General features: G+C 69.8%; 18 protein-coding genes. 10 read left to right on the top strand and 8 right to left on the bottom strand.

Translation table 11 applies throughout. From position 1 onward, the window contains the following. Positions 1–27 precede the first annotated feature (27 nt). Positions 28–1,299 carry a DUF445 domain-containing protein gene (locus NFR93_RS05180; RefSeq protein ID WP_251450577.1) on the bottom strand — a complete coding sequence of 424 codons (1,272 nt, stop codon included), beginning with the start codon at positions 1,297–1,299 and terminating at the stop codon, positions 28–30. A gap of 10 nt (positions 1,300–1,309) precedes the next feature. Continuing rightward, positions 1,310–2,470 carry an acyl-CoA dehydrogenase family protein gene (locus NFR93_RS05175; RefSeq protein ID WP_251450575.1) on the bottom strand — a complete coding sequence of 387 codons (1,161 nt, stop codon included), beginning with the start codon at positions 2,468–2,470 and terminating at the stop codon, positions 1,310–1,312. Between the two features lie 164 nt (positions 2,471–2,634). Here NFR93_RS05175 and NFR93_RS05170 point away from each other — a divergent pair, with 164 nt between their 5' ends. Next, a complete protein-coding gene (locus tag NFR93_RS05170) occupies positions 2,635–3,063 on the top strand; it encodes a hypothetical protein (RefSeq protein WP_251450573.1) in 429 nt (142 codons plus the stop codon). 9 nt (positions 3,064–3,072) lie between these two features. Here the strand turns inward: NFR93_RS05170 and NFR93_RS05165 are convergent, their stop codons facing one another. Together NFR93_RS05165 and NFR93_RS05160 are read right to left on the bottom strand one after the other, a co-directional pair. Then, positions 3,073–3,810 (bottom strand): helix-turn-helix transcriptional regulator, encoded by a 738-nt coding sequence (locus NFR93_RS05165; RefSeq protein WP_251450571.1) that lies wholly within the window; start codon positions 3,808–3,810, stop codon positions 3,073–3,075. Between the two features lie 89 nt (positions 3,811–3,899). Then, the gene (locus tag NFR93_RS05160) at positions 3,900–4,664 is read right to left on the bottom strand and encodes an alpha/beta fold hydrolase (protein ID WP_251450569.1); all 765 of its coding nucleotides are present in this window, start codon (positions 4,662–4,664) and stop codon (positions 3,900–3,902) included. A gap of 54 nt (positions 4,665–4,718) precedes the next feature. Here NFR93_RS05160 and NFR93_RS05155 point away from each other — a divergent pair, with 54 nt between their 5' ends. After that, a complete protein-coding gene (locus tag NFR93_RS05155) occupies positions 4,719–5,147 on the top strand; it encodes a pilus assembly protein CpaE (RefSeq protein WP_251450567.1) in 429 nt (142 codons plus the stop codon). A 19-nt stretch (positions 5,148–5,166) separates the two neighbouring features. On the opposite strand, the gene NFR93_RS05150 is transcribed toward NFR93_RS05155, so the two are convergent. Beyond that, a complete protein-coding gene (locus NFR93_RS05150) occupies positions 5,167–6,372 on the bottom strand; it encodes an MFS transporter (protein WP_251450565.1) in 1,206 nt (401 codons plus the stop codon). A gap of 357 nt (positions 6,373–6,729) precedes the next feature. On the opposite strand from NFR93_RS05150, the gene nrdH reads away from it, so the two are divergent. The 6 genes from nrdH to NFR93_RS05120 are packed head-to-tail and all read left to right on the top strand — an operon-like array spanning position 6,730 to position 11,486. Next, positions 6,730–6,963, top strand: a complete 234-nt coding sequence (gene nrdH, locus NFR93_RS05145) for a glutaredoxin-like protein NrdH (RefSeq protein ID WP_251450563.1) — start codon at positions 6,730–6,732, stop codon at positions 6,961–6,963. Positions 6,964–6,968: 5 nt separating this feature from the next. Next, positions 6,969–7,433 carry a class Ib ribonucleoside-diphosphate reductase assembly flavoprotein NrdI gene (nrdI, locus tag NFR93_RS05140; RefSeq protein ID WP_251451511.1) on the top strand — a complete coding sequence of 155 codons (465 nt, stop codon included), beginning with the start codon at positions 6,969–6,971 and terminating at the stop codon, positions 7,431–7,433. Further along, the gene (gene nrdE / locus NFR93_RS05135) at positions 7,415–9,568 is read left to right on the top strand and encodes a class 1b ribonucleoside-diphosphate reductase subunit alpha (protein WP_251450561.1); all 2,154 of its coding nucleotides are present in this window, start codon (positions 7,415–7,417) and stop codon (positions 9,566–9,568) included. The genes nrdI and nrdE overlap by 19 nt, the downstream gene beginning before the upstream one ends. Before the next feature lie 6 nt (positions 9,569–9,574). Then, positions 9,575–10,363 (top strand): NUMOD3 domain-containing DNA-binding protein, encoded by a 789-nt coding sequence (locus NFR93_RS05130; protein WP_251450559.1) that lies wholly within the window; start codon positions 9,575–9,577, stop codon positions 10,361–10,363. 11 nt (positions 10,364–10,374) lie between these two features. Continuing rightward, complete coding sequence (nrdF, locus tag NFR93_RS05125) at positions 10,375–11,349, top strand: class 1b ribonucleoside-diphosphate reductase subunit beta (protein ID WP_251450557.1); 975 nt, start codon at positions 10,375–10,377, stop codon at positions 11,347–11,349. Then, the gene (locus tag NFR93_RS05120; RefSeq protein ID WP_251450555.1) at positions 11,349–11,486 is read left to right on the top strand and encodes a hypothetical protein; all 138 of its coding nucleotides are present in this window, start codon (positions 11,349–11,351) and stop codon (positions 11,484–11,486) included. The genes nrdF and NFR93_RS05120 overlap by 1 nt, the downstream gene beginning before the upstream one ends. 34 nt (positions 11,487–11,520) lie before the next feature. Here the strand turns inward: NFR93_RS05120 and NFR93_RS05115 are convergent, their stop codons facing one another. Beyond that, entirely contained in the window at positions 11,521–11,820 is a 300-nt protein-coding gene (locus NFR93_RS05115; protein ID WP_251450554.1) for a hypothetical protein, read from the bottom strand. A 68-nt stretch (positions 11,821–11,888) separates the two neighbouring features. Here NFR93_RS05115 and NFR93_RS05110 point away from each other — a divergent pair, with 68 nt between their 5' ends. Then, positions 11,889–12,266 (top strand): DoxX family protein, encoded by a 378-nt coding sequence (locus tag NFR93_RS05110; protein WP_251450552.1) that lies wholly within the window; start codon positions 11,889–11,891, stop codon positions 12,264–12,266. A gap of 18 nt (positions 12,267–12,284) precedes the next feature. Here the strand turns inward: NFR93_RS05110 and NFR93_RS05105 are convergent, their stop codons facing one another. Beyond that, positions 12,285–13,394 carry a class I SAM-dependent methyltransferase gene (locus NFR93_RS05105; protein ID WP_251450550.1) on the bottom strand — a complete coding sequence of 370 codons (1,110 nt, stop codon included), beginning with the start codon at positions 13,392–13,394 and terminating at the stop codon, positions 12,285–12,287. A 102-nt stretch (positions 13,395–13,496) separates the two neighbouring features. Between NFR93_RS05105 and NFR93_RS05100 the strand changes: the two genes are divergently transcribed. Further along, positions 13,497–13,961, top strand: coding sequence for a DUF3817 domain-containing protein (locus tag NFR93_RS05100; RefSeq protein ID WP_251450548.1), 465 nt, complete (start codon positions 13,497–13,499; stop codon positions 13,959–13,961). A 6-nt stretch (positions 13,962–13,967) separates the two neighbouring features. Here NFR93_RS05100 and NFR93_RS05095 read toward each other — a convergent pair whose 3' ends face one another. After that, a complete protein-coding gene (locus NFR93_RS05095) occupies positions 13,968–16,889 on the bottom strand; it encodes an aminotransferase (protein WP_251450546.1) in 2,922 nt (973 codons plus the stop codon). Positions 16,890–16,917: the final 28 nt, after the last annotated feature.

Below are 16,917 nucleotides of genomic sequence, written 5' to 3'. Positions count from 1 at the left end.
GGCGTTGTCGCATCGTGACGGAGTGTGTCAGCCGAGCAGCGCGTGGGCGATCGCGTAGATGGTGACGCCGGCGAGCGCGCCGACGATCGTGCCGTTGAGCCGGATGTACTGCAGGTCGCGGCCCACCATCAGCTCGATCTTCTCGGTCGTCTCCTCGGGATCCCACCGTTCGACGGTGTCGACGATGATCGAGGCAATGTCGTGTCGATAGCGCTCGACCAGGAAGACGGCGGCATCCACCACCCATCCCTCGACGCGGCGCTGCAGCGCGGCATCCGTCATGAGTCGCTCGCCCACCTCGGTGACGGCGACCACCGCGCGGCGGCGCAGGGCGCTGTCGTCGTCCTCGAGGGCGGCCAGCAGCCCGGCCTTGGCGGTGTGCCAGGCAGCCGAGGCGAGTTCGCGCACGCGCGGGCTGTCGAACACGGCGACCTTCGCGTCTTCGAAGCGCCCGATCGTGACCGGGTCGTGCTGCAGGTTCTCGGCGAGGCGGTCGAGGTACCCGTCGATCGCGCCGCGGGCCGGATGCCGGGGGTCGGCCCGCACCGCCGCCACGAAGCGCACCGCCTCGGTGTAGACGGTGTCGTCGACGAGACGGGCGGCGATCGAGGGCACCCACGCGGGCAGGCGGCGCGACACGAGCCCGGCGAACGACGCGCGGTTCGCGGTCAGCCAGGCGCTCAGCGAGTCGAAGCCGAGGTCGACCGCGCCGTGATGAGCCTCGGACTCGAGGATGCGCGAGAGCCAGGCCCCGAGCGGCGGCCCCCACTCGGGGTCGATCAGGTGCTCGCGGGCGAGTCCCTCGATGATGTCGCGCACGTCGTCGTCGCTGAGCGCGCGCAGCACGCCCACCGCGACCGCGGAGCCCTCGCCGACCACCCGCTCCGCATTCGCGGGGGTGACCAGCCACGCGCCCAGCCGCTCGGCGATGGGCGTCGCCTCGAGCTTGGCGCGCACGACGTCGCCTCGCAGGAACTCGGTCTCGACGAACTCGCCGAGGTTGCGGCCGATCTCGTCCTTGCGTCGCGGAATGATCGCCGTGTGCGGGACGGGTATGCCCAGCGGATGCCGGAACAGCGCGGTCACGGCGAACCAGTCCGCGAGCGCGCCCACCATGCCGCCCTCGGCCGCCGCGCGCACGTACGCGGCCCACGGCAGCGTCTGCTGCAGCGAGAACGACACGGCGAACACCGCGGCCATGAACAGCAGCGCGCCGAGCGCGACGCCCTTCATCACGCGCAGTCCGCGGCGACGCTCCTGATCGGCGGGGCTGAGCAGTGCGGTCGGAGTGCGCGTCATCGCGGGCGCCCTACGCCTCTCGCGGGCCGAGCCAGGCCGCGGCGACGGTCGCGTGCGCCGACTCGGGGTCGGAGGGGTGGAACTGCCCGGCCAGGACGTCGCGGTACAGGCGGCCGATCTCGCTCGACGAGAAGTAGGACGATCCGCCCGCGACCAGGACGGCGTCGTCGACGACCGCCTTCGCGGCGGTCACCGCGCGGTGCTTGAGCCCGCTCAGCAGCGAGAACCACCGGGGACCGTGGTCGACCTGCGCGTCGACATCGCGGGCGAGAGCGGCGATCTGGGGCGGCAGGGCGTCGTAGGCGAGGGCCATGTCGGCGACCCGCCAGCGGATGTCGGGGTCTTGGCTGTAGGTCAGGCCGGTCTTCTTGGACGTCCGCCGGCCCGCCGTCTCGACGGCGACCTCGAGCGCGCGGCGCGCGATGCCGGTGTAGACGGCGGCGAGCAGGATCTCGAAGACGGCGAAGATGCCGAAGACCAGCGGATCGGGGGTGGGCCCGGGTTCGATGCGCCGCACGACCCGGTCGGCGGGTGCGACCGCGCCGTGCAGTTCGGTCGTGCGCGACTGCGTTCCGCGCATGCCGAGGGTGTCCCAGTCGTCGCGGGTGACGATCTGGTCACTGCGCGCCACGAAGGCGTAGACCATGCGCGGCGCATCGGGCGAGGTGGTGTCGAGGCCGTGCAGCCCGAGCTGCGTCCATTCGGGGGCGAGGGAAGTGAAGATCTTCGTACCCGTGAACGCGTACGAGCCGTCGTCGCGGGGGGCGGCGTCGGTGTCGCTGCCGAAGAGGACGAGGTCGTTCCCGGCCTCGCTGATGCCGAAGGCGAACAGCTCGCCGGCCACGGCCCCTTCGTGCACGAAACGCAGCGCCTCGTCGCCCCGGTCGGCCAGCACCTTCGCGACCCCGGTCCACACGAGGTGCATGTTGATCGCGAGCGCCGTCGCCGGTGCGGCTCCTGCCAGACGCTGCTGCACCTCGGCCGCCTCGGCCAGGCTCAGCCCCGCGCCGCCGAGGGCGGTGGGGGCGAGGAGGCCGAGGTAACCGGCATCCCGGAGCTCGGTCAGATCATCGTGCGGGAAGGTGTTGTCGCGGTCGTGCGCGGCAGCGCGCTCGCGGATCCGCTCGAGCAGCTCGTCGGGCACATGGTCGGCCGGGTCGAAATCGCGCATCCTCCCATTGTGGTCGTCGTGGGCGGACCGCGCCCCGTTCCCGGCCCAACCGAGGGCCGGTCGGCGGATACGCACCTCTGCGTATTCCGCGCGGCGGTACTGTTCCCGGAGTCTGGGCTCATGTCAGCGCCGCCGTGGGAGCGGCCGACCGAAAGGAACCCGTCATGACCTCATCCCGTCGCGTTCTCGGACTGGGCGGCTCCTTCATCGCCGCCACCGCAGCGCTCACCCTCGTGGCCTCGTCCGCATCGGCGCACCACTGCTACAAGGACGAGTGGGCCGAGGCCGCTTACGCCCACCACGTCGCCGGGGGCACCGCCTGGGTGCCGCTCAGCGAACTCGGCAAGTCCTTCCTCATCCCGCCGGAGCTGCAGGAGGAATGCGGCTATGTCGCCGACGACGCCGCGGCGGCGTTCATGGTGGAGCGCGGCCTCACCCAGGAGCCGCTCATCCACAGCCGCGCAGTGACCGGCGGCGGCGCGCTCTACAACGCGGGCAAGGCCCCGAAGCCGTTCAGCTATCTCACCGAGGACGACTTCATGATGCTCACGATCGATCTGATGGAGCGGCTCGAGGGCTGCGCACCGGCCTGATCGACATCGTCAGTCGAGCAGTCCCCGTCGCTGCGCGGCGAGGACCGCCGACAATCGGTCGCAGGCGCCGAGCTTGCGGTACAGGTGCTCCTGGTGTTTGTGCACGGTCCGGGCCGAGATCCCGAGCCGTCGCGCCATGGCTTCGGCCGTGCAGCCCTCCGCGGCGAGGGTCAGCACGACGCGCTCACGGGGGGTGAGACGCGGCGCGCCGGGGTCGGGCACTGGGGAGCGAGTGCGGGCGAGGATCCGGAGATGGGCATCGAGCCCGGCCAGAAGGCGCTGGCTGTCCCGGACCTCGTCCGCCTCGCGTTCGCCGAAGCGCTCTTCGGCCACCAGCACCCACCCGTCGTAGGCCCGACCACGGCTCAGCGGGACCGACAGCTGCTGGTCGCTGATGCGCAGATCGTGCATGACCTCCTTGCTGGCGGGGTCGAGCTCCCAGCCGGCAGCCAGCACGTCGGGCATGAGCACCGCGGTGTCATCTCCGGTGGCCGCCCGGTACCGGGCCATCGGGTGGCCCCGCACCTGCGCGGCGGTGGGCCACGACGCGGGCCCCGGCTGGAACATGCACCCCGATACGGAGATGTCGATGCGGTCGGGGTCGGTCGCGCTCAGCCTGATGCGCGACACCAGTCCGGCGTTCGTGCGTGCGATCAGCGCGGCGGTGAGTATGTCCGTGGCATCCGCGTGGCTCTGCTGTGCGAGCACGTCGGCAGCCACGGCCAGCCATGCCGTCGCCCGGTCCATCCCGGCCCCCCTTGCACCTGGTACCGGAGGGTAGCCGAGCGGCGCCGTCGCGCACCACCCCCGGGCGCGCGCGCCCCCCGTCGTCGACGCTAGCGTGCGAGCGGGGTGAGCGCCGCATCCAGCGCGGCGAGCGTTGCCTCGGGCTTGTCGCGGTGGGGGGAGTGGCCCGCCCGCGCGACGACGGACATCGTGACGGCGGAGTTCTGCAGCACCTCTTCGGCGAGGGCGCCGGTGAAGATGGAGTACACGCGCGGGTCGGATCCGATGATGTGCGTCGGCACGGTGAGCCGGGATGCCGCCTCGCGCACATCCCATTCGGGGTTCTGGATGCTGGTCTGTTCGACCGCCCAGCGACTGGCCTGCTGGGCCGAGAGCGCTTTGAGCTCCACGTCCACCTCGTGCCAATCCGGATGCTCGGCGCGCACGGCACGGCGGGTCGGATCCTCGAAGGCGGCCGTCTGGCTGCGTCGCACGATGCCCCGGTCGCGCGGGAGGAGGTGGAGGGCGGGGTCGATGAGCACCAGCCGTCGGGTCCACGCCGGGTCGGCGGCGGCCGTCACGGTGGCGGCGGCGGCACCGAGGGAGTGCGCGACGACGAGGTCCCACGGTCCGGCGGGGTCGCGGAGCGCGGCGAGGTCGGCCGCGTACGCGTCGATCCGGTAATCCAGTGTCCGCGGCGCGGTGCCGTGGCCGCGCAGGTCGACGGCGTCCGCGCGCCAGCCCGCGTCGGCCAGGTGCGCGCCGTAGCGCCACATGAGGGCGCCGTTGGATCCGAGGCCGTGCACGAGCAGCGCGCGGCGGGCGGCGTCGGGGGAGCCCCACGACTGACGGGGGAGTGAGACCGGAGCAGGCATGCTGACAGCCTAGAAGCGGCCCCGGGCCCCGGCATCCGCGTCATGATGGTCTGCATGATCTCGACGGAACTGGCCCTGGCCCTGCGGGAGGCGGGGCTCATCTGGCACCCGCGATCGGGCGACCGGTTCCAACTGGACGAACCCGAGTTCGACGCGGACGTCTTCACCGTCAGCGAGATGACCGTCGAGCCTCGGGAGTACCCCACGGGCCGGATCCTCGCCTTCAACGGGACGACGGAGTGGGCGCTGGACTCGGTGGCGCTCGAGGACGCCCTGTGGCTGCCGCACGAGCACCAGCTGCGGGAGCTGCTGCGCGGCGCGTTCCGCGGGCTGCGGCGACTGGCCGACACGCACGAGGTCGAGATCGTGCTGCGCCGGCGCGAGGGCGAGGACGAAGGGGAGGAGACCTTCGTGTTCGAGCATCCCGAGCCTGCCGACGCCTACGCGATGGCCGTGCTGGAGATGCTGCGACGCATCGCCTGAGTCGCTACGGGCCTGAGTGCTACGTGATCGTGGCGACGGGCTCGGTGTCGGGGAGGGGACTCGCATCGCGACCGCGGAGATCGGGGAAGCCGCGCACGAACACGACCGAGACCGCGAGACCGGCGGCGGCGAAGATCGCCGCGGCGACGTACGCCCCGGAAGGGCCCACGCCATCGATGAGGAAGCCGGCGACGGCGGAACCGGCGGCGGCCCCGATGAGCTGCCCGGTCCCGATCCAGCCGTAGGCCTCGGCGGTCTCGCTGAACTTCACGCTCACGGAGGTCATCGCGAACAGCACCGCCAGGGCGGGGGCGATGCCGATGCCGGCCACGACGAGGGTGGCGCCCAGCCACCACACGTTCAGCGACACGATCGTGAGCGACAGGCCCACCGTAACGATCGCGAGGCGGCGTGCCATCGCCCACGGCCCGATCGGGATGTGCCCGAATGAGAGTCCGCCGGCGAGGCTGCCGATGGCGAACACCGCCAGCACGATCCCGGCCTCGAGGCCGTCGTGGCCGAAGGTGGCGACGACACCCGCCTCGACGGCGGCGCACGCGCCGATGAGGAGGAAGCCGATGACGGTGGCGAGGATGACCGGCGGCTTCATGAGCACGCGTCCGAGACGGCGGCGGCTGCGGGGGATGCGCACGCGTCCGACTTCGGGGGAGAGGATGAACCACGTGCCGCCGCCCACGAGGATGACGACGACGACGAGCAGGGCCTCGACGGTGCCGATCTGCGTGGCGACGAAGGTGATGAGCACCGGGGCGGCGATCCAGATGATCTCCTGCAGCGACGCATCGAGCGAGAACAGCGGCGTGAGCTGACGGGAGTTCACCATCTTCGGATAGATGGTGCGCACCGCCGACTGCACCGGCGGGGTCGACAGTCCTGCGACCAGGCCCAGCGCCACGGCGGCGGGAAGGACGAGGTCGGCCAGCGCGAGGGTGGCGATGGCGATGGCGCACACCACGAGCGTCACCGAGAGCACCTTGCGCATGCCCCACACGCCCATCCAGCGGCTGGTCACCGGGCCCGCGACAGCCTGACCCACCGAGGTGGCGGCGAGGACGAGCCCGGCCGCGCCGTACGAGCCGGTGCTCTGCTCGATGTGCAGGAGCACGGCGAGGCTCGTCATGCCGTTGGGGAAGCGCGCCGTCAGCTGCGCGGCCATGATGCGCCCGACACCCGGAGTGCGCAAGAGATCCCGATAGCCCGCCACGGATCAACGCTACCGGGGAGCGCCCCCTCGCCGACACGCGCGCGACACGCCCAAGCCGCTCTCCACAGGCGAATCCGATGTCGGTGGGTGGTCGTAGCGTGCGACCTGTGGATGGATCTCACCCGTAGCGGTGAAACGCCGGTGATCCAGGGATTTTCCGAGGGCTCTCGAGCGTTTCATCCTGTGGATGGATCGGTGGAGAACCTGTGGTGTACCTGAGGACAACGGTGGAAAACTACACGGATGTAACTACTATCCCTTGTGGTGCTATCCAATGTCGGCACCCATATGTAGTATTGGACTCCCGGTGGGGGCCTACCGGAGATTCACCGGATATGAGGGGAAGAACGGATCGATATGGCGATTACGGTCTACACGAAGCCAGCCTGCGTTCAGTGCAACGCGACGTACCGCGCGCTCGACTCGAAGGGCATCGAGTACAACGTGCTCGACCTGTCGGAGGACCCTGCCGCGCTCGAGCAGGTGAAGGCACTCGGCTACCTGCAGGCGCCGGTCGTCATCACCGACGAAGACCACTGGTCGGGCTTCCGCCCCGACAAGATCGACGAGCTCGCCTCTCGTCTGGCGTGACCTCGATGGCAACCGCGGTCGCACAGCGAAGCGCGGTTGCCGACGAGGCGGCCGCGACGCCGCTGGTGGTGTACTTCTCGAGCGTCTCGGGCAACACCGCACGCTTCGTCGAGAAGCTGGGGGTGCGCGCCCTGCGCATCCCGCTTCATTCGTCGGAACCGGATCTCGCGGTCGATGAGCCCTACATCCTGATCACCCCCACCTACGGGGGCGGGCAGGGACGCGGCGTCGAGAAGGGCGCCGTGCCCAAGCAGGTCATCCGGTTCCTCAACGACGAGCACAACCGGAGCCTGATCCGCGGAGTCGTCTCTGCGGGGAACACGAATTTCGGCGAGCACTTCTGTCTCGCCGGCGACATCATCAGCCGCAAGTGCCGCGTGCCGCACTTGTACCGGCTCGAACTTTTCGGCACGCCCGAGGATGTAGCTCGCGTACGCGAGGGAATGGATCGATGGTGGAAGCTGCAGTGAAGACGGACGTCACGAACGACGCGCGGTTCGAGGGCATGGATTACCACGCGCTGAACGCGATGCTCAACCTGTATGACGCGGACGGGAAGATCCAGTTCGACGCCGACAAGCGTGCCGCGCGGGAGTACTTCCTGCAGCACGTCAACCAGAACACGGTCTTCTTCCACTCCCTCAAGGAGCGGCTGGACTATCTGGTCGAGAAGGAGTACTACGAGCCGGCCGTCATCGAGAAGTACTCGTTCGAGTTCATCCAGCAGCTCAACGACCGCGCCTACGGCAAGAAGTTCCGGTTCGAGACGTTCCTCGGCGCGTTCAAGTACTACACCAGCTACACGCTGAAGACCTTCGACGGCAAGCGCTACCTCGAGCGCTTCGAGGACCGCGTCGTCATGACCGCCCTCGGCCTCGCGGACGGTGACGAGAAGCTTGCCGAGCAGCTGGTCGACGAGATCATCTCGGGTCGATTCCAGCCGGCCACCCCCACCTTCCTCAACACCGGCAAGGCCCAGCGCGGCGAGCTGGTGTCGTGCTTCCTGCTGCGCATCGAAGACAACATGGAGTCGATCGCTCGCGGCATCAACTCGGCGCTCCAGCTGTCCAAGCGCGGTGGCGGCGTCGCTCTGCTGCTGTCCAACATCCGCGAGTCCGGTGCCCCGATCAAGCAGATCGAGAACCAGTCCAGCGGCATCATCCCCGTCATGAAGCTCCTCGAAGACAGCTTCAGCTACGCCAACCAGCTCGGTGCGCGTCAGGGTGCCGGCGCGGTGTACCTCAACGCCCACCACCCCGACATCATGCGGTTCCTCGACACCAAGCGCGAGAACGCCGACGAGAAGATCCGCATCAAGACCCTCTCGCTGGGTGTCGTCATCCCCGACATCACGTTCGAGCTGGCCAAGAACGGCGAAGACATGTACCTCTTCTCGCCGTACGACGTCGAGCGCGTCTACGGCGTGCCCTTCGGTGACATCTCGGTGACCGAGAAGTACCGCGAGATGGTCGACGACCCGCGCATCAAGAAGACGAAGATCAACGCGCGCGAGTTCTTCCAGACCCTCGCCGAGATCCAGTTCGAGTCGGGCTACCCGTACATCATGTTCGAGGACACGGTGAACAAGGCCAACCCGATCAAGGGCCGGATCAACATGTCCAACCTTTGCTCCGAGATCCTGCAGGTGAACACGCCGACGACGTACAACGAGGACCTCTCGTACGACCAGATCGGCAAGGACATCTCCTGCAACCTCGGGTCGATGAACATCGCCCTGGCGATGGACGGCGGCGACCTCGCCGCCACCGTCGAGACCGCGATCCGCGCGCTCACCGCCGTCAGCGACCAGAGCCACATCAGCTCGGTCCGCTCGATCGAGGACGGCAACGACCGCTCGCACGCCATCGGCCTCGGGCAGATGAACCTGCACGGCTTCCTCGCCCGCGAGCACATCCACTACGGCTCGGACGAGGGCCTGGACTTCACGAACATCTACTTCTACACCGTGGTGTTCCACGCGCTGCGCGCATCCAACCGGATCGCGATCGAGCGCGGCCAGGCGTTCGAGGGCTTCGCGGACTCGACCTACGCGTCCGGGGAGTTCTTCGACAAGTACACCGAGCAGGCGTGGCTGCCCCAGACCGACAAGGTCACCGAGCTGTTCGCCGGCATCCACATCCCGACGCAGGATGACTGGCGCGAGCTGAAGGCCAGCATCCAGGCCCACGGCATCTACAACCAGAACCTGCAGGCGGTGCCGCCGACCGGTTCGATCTCGTACATCAACAACTCCACGAGCTCGATCCACCCGATCGCGTCGAAGATCGAGATCCGCAAGGAAGGCAAGCTCGGCCGCGTCTACTACCCGGCTCCGTTCATGACGAACGAGAACCTGGAGTACTACCAGGACGCGTACGAGATCGGCTACGAGAAGGTCATCGACACCTACGCCGCCGCCACGCAGCACGTGGACCAGGGCCTGTCGCTGACGCTGTTCTTCAAGGACACCGTCACCACCCGCGACATCAACAAGGCCCAGATCTACGCGTGGAAGAAGGGCATCAAGACGATCTACTACATCCGCCTGCGGCAGATGGCACTCGAGGGCACCGAGCTGGACACCTGCGTTTCCTGCACGCTCTGACATCTCATGCCCGCCCGTCTCGACACGTCGTGGTCACCCTTCGTCGGTGTGATCTATGGCGTGCGTGAGATCGGTTCACCGGAGTACCGGTACGTCGGTCTCACCACGAAGACCGTGTCGAGACGGCGGGCGGAGCACTGGAAAGCGGTCACACACCGACGGCGTACGCCGTTCACCGACTGGCTGGCGACGGCTGAAGACCAGGAAAGCGTCTCCTTCGTCCCTCTGGAGCTGGTGATGAGTGACGACTTGGACGACCTAGGCGTGGCCGAGCAGCGATGGGTACAACGACTTCGACAGGACGGGCATCGTCTTCTCAATCTGACCGAGGGCGGGCTTGGCCCACGAGGATACGTGTGGTCCGAGGAGCAGCGTCGTGCCGCGGGAGAAAGAGCACGTGGACGAAAGCACCCACGTCCGCTCCGAGGAGAAGACAACCCTATGTGGGGCCGCAAGCACTCCGACGAGCAGAAGGCTCGATGGTCCGAGAGTCGCCGAGGAAGCAACGCGGGAGCAGCCAACCCCAACCACGGTAGGTTCGGGCCCGAACATCCGGCCTTCGGAAGGGTGGTCTCGCCCGAAACCCGAGCGCTGCTCTCAGAGCAGAAGATGGGCGAGAAGAACCCGAACTTCGGAAAGTCCGCCAGCGCCGATACGCGCGCGAAGATGTCGGCGGCACGCAAGGGAAAGCCGATGCCATCGAGCCGCCGCAGCGCTCATACCCGACATCACACCAACAAGGGCGTCGTATCGGACGCCTGCCAGTACTGCATTGACGACAACAGCGAGGAATAGGAACCGAGTGAATGACTGAGAAGCTCAAGCTCCTGAATGAGGTCCAGGCGATCAACTGGAACCGCATCCAGGACGACAAGGACCTCGAGGTGTGGAACCGCCTCGTGAACAACTTCTGGCTGCCCGAGAAGGTGCCGCTGTCCAACGACATCCAGTCGTGGAACACGCTGACCCCCGAGGAGCAGACGCTCACGATGCGGGTGTTCACGGGCCTGACGCTGCTCGACACGATCCAGGGCACCGTCGGTGCGGTCTCGCTCATCCCCGACGCGATCACTCCGCACGAAGAGGCGGTGTACACCAACATCGCGTTCATGGAGTCGGTGCACGCCAAGAGCTACTCGTCGATCTTCTCGACGCTGTGCTCGACGAAGGAGATCGACGAGGCGTTCCGCTGGTCGGTCGAGAACGAGAACCTGCAGCGCAAGGCGCAGATCGTGATGGAGTACTACCGCGGCGACGAGCCCCTCAAGCGCAAGGTCGCCTCGACCCTGCTGGAGTCGTTCCTGTTCTACTCCGGCTTCTACCTGCCGATGCACTGGTCGAGCCGCGCCAAGCTCACCAACACCGCCGACCTCATCCGCCTCATCATCCGCGACGAGGCCGTGCACGGCTACTACATCGGCTACAAGTTCCAGAAGGGACTCGAGAAGGTCGACGAGGCCACGCGGCAGGATCTGAAGGACTACACCTTCTCTCTGCTGTACGAGCTGTACGACAATGAGGTGCAGTACACGCAGGACCTCTACGACGGCGTCGGGCTGACCGAGGACGTCAAGAAGTTCCTGCACTACAACGCCAACAAGGCGCTGATGAACCTGGGTTACGAGGCGATGTTCCCGTCGAGCGTCACCGACGTGAACCCGGCGATCCTCTCGGCCCTGTCGCCCAACGCGGACGAGAACCACGACTTCTTCTCGGGGTCGGGCTCGTCCTACGTCATCGGCAAGGCCGAGGCCACCGAAGACGACGACTGGGACTTCTGATGACCGACATCACCGGCTCGGAGCGCAAGGGTGGGAAGCAGACCAACCCGTTCAAGGCCAACAGCGACGACCCCGTCACCACCGACGAGACGTCCACGGCCGACGCGGGCGACGCGCCCACCTCGGGCTCCGACTGACGAGTTCGATCGAGAACGGGGATGCGCCGGCGGCTCAGTCCGCCAGCGCATCCCAGTTCACGTCGAGCGCGCGAGGGTCGCTCACCGAGACCCGCGCGGGCAGCACCGCGCCCACGCGCGGCCAGTGACGTCGCGTCGTGACGACGGCCGTCGACACCCGTGTCGGCTCGACGCCGGGCCCCTCGGCCAGCACCTCGAGCTGACACTCCTGATAGCGCCCGCGGGGTCCGGGCTCAGACGCCGACAGAATGCGGATGCTGCCGGCGACGGCATCCGCCAACGGATCGGACGTGAGCCGTTCGAGCTGCCGCGCGACGTCGTCGAGGTCTTCCATCCCCGCAGGATAGCCCGCCGGGACGCAGCCCCGACCCGGGGGTCCGCGCGCTGTGGTTGGCTGGAACGATGAGGAACGTCGCGCGGTGGGCTCTGGGTCTCAGCATGATCTTCGCCGGCATCAGCCACCTGTTCTGGGCTCGGCGGGAGTTCCAGGCCCAGGTGCCGGACTGGACCACGCGCGTGTCTCCGCTCGACAAGGACGCCGTCGTCGTCGCCTCGGGCGTCGTCGAGGCCATGCTCGGCGGTGCGCTCATCGCCCTGCCCGGGTCGCGGCGACGGGTCGGCGCGATCCTCAGCGCGTTCTTCATCGCCATCTTCCCGGGCAACATCGAGCAGTGGGCGAAGCGTCGGGACGGCTTCGGGCTCGACTCCGACGGCAAGCGCCTCGGACGGCTCTTCTTCCAGCCCGTGCTCGTCGCGTGGGCGTGGTGGTCGACGCGCTGACCCTCCCCGTCGCGGTCGTCAGCGACGCGTCGACGCCGTGACGGTGAACTTGGCGTTACGGGCGATCTGCCGCGTGGGTCCGACCAGCTGCTCGAGGGCGGTGCGGTAGCGCAACGGCGAGTTCCACACCGTCCACAGCTCGCCGCCGGGGCGCAGTACGCGGGCGGCGTCGGCGAAGAGCCGGGGGGCGAGATCGCCAGTGACGGCGGCGCCGCTGTGGAAGGGCGGGTTCAGGGCGACGAAGCCCGCGCTCGCCTCGGCCATGCTCTCGAGGCCGTCCTCGCGCACCACCCGCACGCGCTCCGCGACGCCGTTGGCTTCGGCTGTGGCGCGCGCGGAAGCGACTGCCGCGGCCGACACGTCGGCCGCATGCACGCGAAGCAGCGGATGCCGCGACGCCAGAGCCGCCGCGATCACGCCGGTGCCGCATGCCAGGTCGACGGCGGGCACGTCGGCGGGCACGGTGGGCGGCAGGTGCGCGAGCAGGAGGCGGGTGCCGATGTCTATCCCGGCACCGGCGAATACGCCGCCGTACGCGCACACCACAAGACCGTCCTCGGTCGCGCGCCGCGGCTGCGGATCCGCGCCCTCGCCGGGGCCCGTGGCGATGAGAACCCGCGACTTCTGCCGGGCGTGCGTGACGTCTACCCGCGCGAAGTGCCGGCGCAGCACGTCGTTCATGCCGAGCGACATGTGCTTGATGCGGCCGCCCGCGAACACCCGGACGTCGCGGTCGGCGTGACGGGCGATGAGGCCCGCGATGTCGTCGAGGGCGTCGAGTGAGCGCGGCAGGCGCAGCAGCACGACGCGCGCGCCCTCGACGGCCGTGGCGTCGAGCGGGCGGGGCAGGGCCGCGCCGGGCATGCCGAGGTCGGCGGCATTGGCCGCCAGCGCGCGCTCGCCCACGATCGAGTCCTGGTGCACCCGCACGGGTCCGCTGGCCGAGGCGGACGCCGCGAGCGTGAGTGCGCCGTACGTGTCGCCGATGACGGCGATCCGCCGCGCGGCGACACCGTCCCGGGCGCCCGTCGAGACGTCGAGGATGAGGCGATCCGCCGCGTCGACGGCGACCAGGTCGGGCCCCTCGACATCGGGTCGACGTCGCAGGGTCTCGAAGGGGAAGTCCACCCACCCACGCTAGACCGCCGCGCCGTCGACGCCGGACGGGGGCGTCCGGACGGGCCGGCCCGCACGCGCGTTTAGGCTGGAGATCCCGACCCGAGGAGACCGGTGTTCCGCACGCCCCTGACCCTGTTCCGCACGCTGGCGATCGCCGAGGCGATCTCGTGGACGCTGCTCATCGGCGGCCTCATCCTGCGCGCGACGGCCGACCTCGCCGTCGCCGTGACGGTGGGTGGCGGCATCCACGGATTCGTCTTCCTCGCCTACGGCGCCACCGCGATCCTCGTGGCGAAGAATCAGCGCTGGGGCGCGGGGCCGGCGATCGTCGCGATCGGCAGCGCCGTCATCCCGTACGCGACCATCCCCACCGAGGTGTGGCTGCACCGCAGCGGCCGCCTCGCCGGACCCTGGCGCCTCGAGCCGACGGCCGATCCGCGCGACGCCGCGTGGCACGACCGGCTCATGCGCTGGTTCCTGCACCGCCCGTGGGTGCTCGCGGCGCTGATCGTCCTGGCGGTGGCGACCCTGTTCGTCGTCCTGCTCATCGTCGGGCCGCCGGGCGGTCGTGACTGACCCCGGTCACCATCCCTCGGTGAGCACGCGGTCGAGCGCTGACACGAGGGCGTCGGCGCTGGCGTCGTCGAAGCACATGGGGGGCTTGATCTTCAGGATGTTCTGGTGGTCGCCGGTCGGCTGGGCGATCACCCCGAGGTCCCGAAGCCGTCGGCAGATCGCCGCCGTCTCGGCGGTCGCGGGCTCCCACGTCGCGCGGTCGCGGACGAACTCCGGCCCGAGATAGAAGCCCGCGCCGTGGACGGTCGCGAGAATCGGATGCCGCGACCCCAGGTCGAGCAGCCGCCGACGCAGCCGGTCGCCGACCTCGCGAGCGTTGCGGTCCAGATGCTCGTCGCGGATGACGTCGAGGACGGCCAGGCCCACCGCGCACGAGACCGGGCTGCCGCCCGCGGACGAGAAGAAGTAGCCGCCGTCGCGGTACCGCGCGGCGATCTCGCGCGTGGTGATGACGGCTCCGAGAGGCTGGCCGTTACCCATCGCCTTGGCGACGGCGACCACGTCGGGAACGACGCCCTGCTGTTGGAACCCCCAGAACCACTCGCCCAGGCGCCCGTAGCCGACCTGCACCTCGTCGGCGATCGCGAGCCCGCCGTGCGCGCGGACGGCGCGGTAGACGGCGTCGAGGTAGCCGTCGGGGAGGAGGACCCCGCCCGCGTTGCCGAAGATCGCCTCGGCGACGACCGCACCGACGGGCGTGCCGACGGTGGCCAGTCGCTCCACCTCGGCGACCGCCTCGCGCGCATAGGCCGAGGGGTCCTCGGCGTGGGCTCCGCGCTGCGGATGAGGCGCGGGCACGGTGTGCACCCACGCGGGCCGGGTCTCGAGGGCGGCCGGGTTGTCGGCGATCGAGGTCGAGACGGCGTCGGTGAGGTAGGTCCAGCCGTGATACGCCTCGCGGACGGCGAGGACGTCCGTGCGACCCGACCAGACCTGACCCAGACGCAGCGCGAGGTCGACCGCCTCGGAGCCGCTGTTGACGAGGAACACCGTGTCGAGCGGGTCGGGAAGAAGCCCCGCCAGCCGCTCGGCGAACTCCACGATGCCGGGGTAGTGGAAGCGGGAGTTCGTGTTGAGCAGCCGCCACTGACGGCTCGCCGCCTCGACCACACGGGGGTGGGCGTGACCGACAGACGTGACGTTGTTGAGCGTGTCGAGGTAGACCCGCCCCTCCGCGTCGATGAGGTGCTCGCGCCACCCGCGCACGATCACCGGAGGGTCGTCGTAGTAGTGCTCCTGCACGTCGGCAAGGGCGGCGTCCCGGCGGGCGCGGAGCGTCTCGGCGTCCGCCCGCGCCGGCAGCGGCGCGAGCCCGGGGAGGAGCGGGCCCGGGTCGGCGACGACGCTGCGCCACGCATCGGCGAGCGATGCGGGCACGAACGGCGGCGCTTCGACGCCGGGTCGGGTCGCCTGCACCCATACCCGCCCGGTCGCGGTGCCGAGGACGTCGCCGGCGGCGACGGTGTCCTCGGGCGCGGGCACGCACCCGTCGGCTCGCAGGTCGACGTCCTCGCCGTGCAGGACGAGACCGTCCGGCGTCCGCGCGATCCGACCGGCCCAGGGCGCGCGCAGGCCGGTCTCCTCGCGCAGGCGCAGCTCGACGCCGAGGGCGACGTTAGCCGGCTCTTCGACCTGGTGCGGCTGAGACCGCGTGAGTCGGGCCTCGCCGAACCGGGCCGCCGCGACGGCGCCGGTCGTCGCGTCGAAGACATCGTCTTCGATGGATGCGGCGAACCACCGCCCGCCGCGAAGGAACGCATCATCCAGGGCGCCGTCGAGCGCGGGACTCGTCGGCGAGAGGTCGACGGTGGTCATCTCGTCGATGTCGATCAGCGGACGAGCCGCCGGAAGCGCAGCGGGCGGCGCTTCGTGCCCTGCCGCGCGCTGCACGAGCGCGGTCGCGACCGGCAGGGGCAGCGACACGGCGTGGGCGAAGATGAGCTGCTCGTGCGACAGGTTCTCAGCCGCGTAGGCGTTCCCGGGGTCGGTGGCGAGCACGTGGTGGGCGCTCGCGACCAGAGTCGCTGCGCGCACGACCACCAGCGGCCAGAGCGCGCGCGCCTCGGCATCCGTGATCGGTCGCTCGGCGGCGTAGGCCGATACGGCCTGCATCGCCGGCACGAGTCCGCCGCCGGGGTGGTGCAGCAGGGACGACACCGTGATCGCGAGCTCGCCGATCGCCCACGTGCGGTTGAGGTCGCCCAGATCGATGACCCCGTCGGGCATGCGCGAGACGGGATCCGACGCGACGACGTTGTCGTCGGTGAGGTCGCCGTGGATCCACTGCACCGGCAGGTCGTCGGCGACGGCCTCCACGGCCGCCCACGCCGCTGCCGAGGTGTCGGCGAGCCGGCGTCGGTCGCCGGCGTCGGCGACGTGCGGCAGGGTGGCGGCGAGCGCCGTCGGCGCATGCCGCAGGTCCCACTGGTGCGTGCGCTCGGCGCCTGGGGCGTCGAGGGACTCGAGCGCGCCGGCGATCTGCGCGGCCAGCCGTCCCATCCGTCGAACGACGGGGATCGAGAGATGGCCGGTGAGCGTCTCACCGTGGAGGAAGTCCAGCAGGCGGGCGTGCATGGTGACGCCGTGCACCGCGACGGCGAGCGTCGACCCGCCGTCGCCGTCGGCGAGGGGGAGGGCGCGGGGCGCCCGCACACCGCAGCGGTCGGCGATCAGGGCCGCCGCCGACGACTGCGCCTCGGTCTCGGCTCGCGTGACGCTGGGGTTGGCGATCTTCAGGAGCAGGTCCGGGCCGTCGGGACGCGTGAGCAGGAAGTTGCGGTCCTGGTGGCTGCCCAACGCGCGGGCGGACCCGGCGATGCCCCACCCGTCCTCGGCGATGCGCGCGGCATCCGCGGCGCTGATGGCTGGTGGCGCGGGCTGGACGAGAGGCCGGACGCTGCCGCCGGGGCCTGGCGAGGTGTCGGACATGCGGGTGCGGATCTCCTTCCGGGCTGGG

The sequence above is a fragment of the Microbacterium sp. Marseille-Q6648 genome (genome assembly GCF_943181415.1).
Taxonomy (GTDB): domain Bacteria; phylum Actinomycetota; class Actinomycetes; order Actinomycetales; family Microbacteriaceae; genus Microbacterium.
This window is presented reverse-complemented; position numbering and strand designations above follow the sequence as displayed.

What these genes read in the sequence shown, in the direction of transcription:
- NFR93_RS05115 (WP_251450554.1), bottom strand. Translation starts at nt 11,820, where the DNA reads ATGGAAGACCTCGACGACGTCGCGCGGCAGCTCGAACGGCTCACGTCC.
- NFR93_RS05170 (WP_251450573.1), top strand. Translation starts at nt 2,635, where the DNA reads ATGACCTCATCCCGTCGCGTTCTCGGACTGGGCGGCTCCTTCATCGCC.
- nrdE (WP_251450561.1), top strand. Translation starts at nt 7,415, where the DNA reads ATGGTGGAAGCTGCAGTGAAGACGGACGTCACGAACGACGCGCGGTTC.
- NFR93_RS05160 (WP_251450569.1), bottom strand. Translation starts at nt 4,664, where the DNA reads ATGCCTGCTCCGGTCTCACTCCCCCGTCAGTCGTGGGGCTCCCCCGAC.
- NFR93_RS05175 (WP_251450575.1), bottom strand. Translation starts at nt 2,470, where the DNA reads ATGCGCGATTTCGACCCGGCCGACCATGTGCCCGACGAGCTGCTCGAG.
- nrdI (WP_251451511.1), top strand. Translation starts at nt 6,969, where the DNA reads ATGGCAACCGCGGTCGCACAGCGAAGCGCGGTTGCCGACGAGGCGGCC.
- NFR93_RS05095 (WP_251450546.1), bottom strand. Translation starts at nt 16,889, where the DNA reads ATGTCCGACACCTCGCCAGGCCCCGGCGGCAGCGTCCGGCCTCTCGTC.
- nrdF (WP_251450557.1), top strand. Translation starts at nt 10,375, where the DNA reads ATGACTGAGAAGCTCAAGCTCCTGAATGAGGTCCAGGCGATCAACTGG.
- NFR93_RS05130 (WP_251450559.1), top strand. Translation starts at nt 9,575, where the DNA reads ATGCCCGCCCGTCTCGACACGTCGTGGTCACCCTTCGTCGGTGTGATC.
- NFR93_RS05120 (WP_251450555.1), top strand. Translation starts at nt 11,349, where the DNA reads ATGACCGACATCACCGGCTCGGAGCGCAAGGGTGGGAAGCAGACCAAC.
- NFR93_RS05155 (WP_251450567.1), top strand. Translation starts at nt 4,719, where the DNA reads ATGATCTCGACGGAACTGGCCCTGGCCCTGCGGGAGGCGGGGCTCATC.
- NFR93_RS05165 (WP_251450571.1), bottom strand. Translation starts at nt 3,810, where the DNA reads ATGGACCGGGCGACGGCATGGCTGGCCGTGGCTGCCGACGTGCTCGCA.
- NFR93_RS05110 (WP_251450552.1), top strand. Translation starts at nt 11,889, where the DNA reads ATGAGGAACGTCGCGCGGTGGGCTCTGGGTCTCAGCATGATCTTCGCC.
- nrdH (WP_251450563.1), top strand. Translation starts at nt 6,730, where the DNA reads ATGGCGATTACGGTCTACACGAAGCCAGCCTGCGTTCAGTGCAACGCG.
- NFR93_RS05180 (WP_251450577.1), bottom strand. Translation starts at nt 1,299, where the DNA reads ATGACGCGCACTCCGACCGCACTGCTCAGCCCCGCCGATCAGGAGCGT.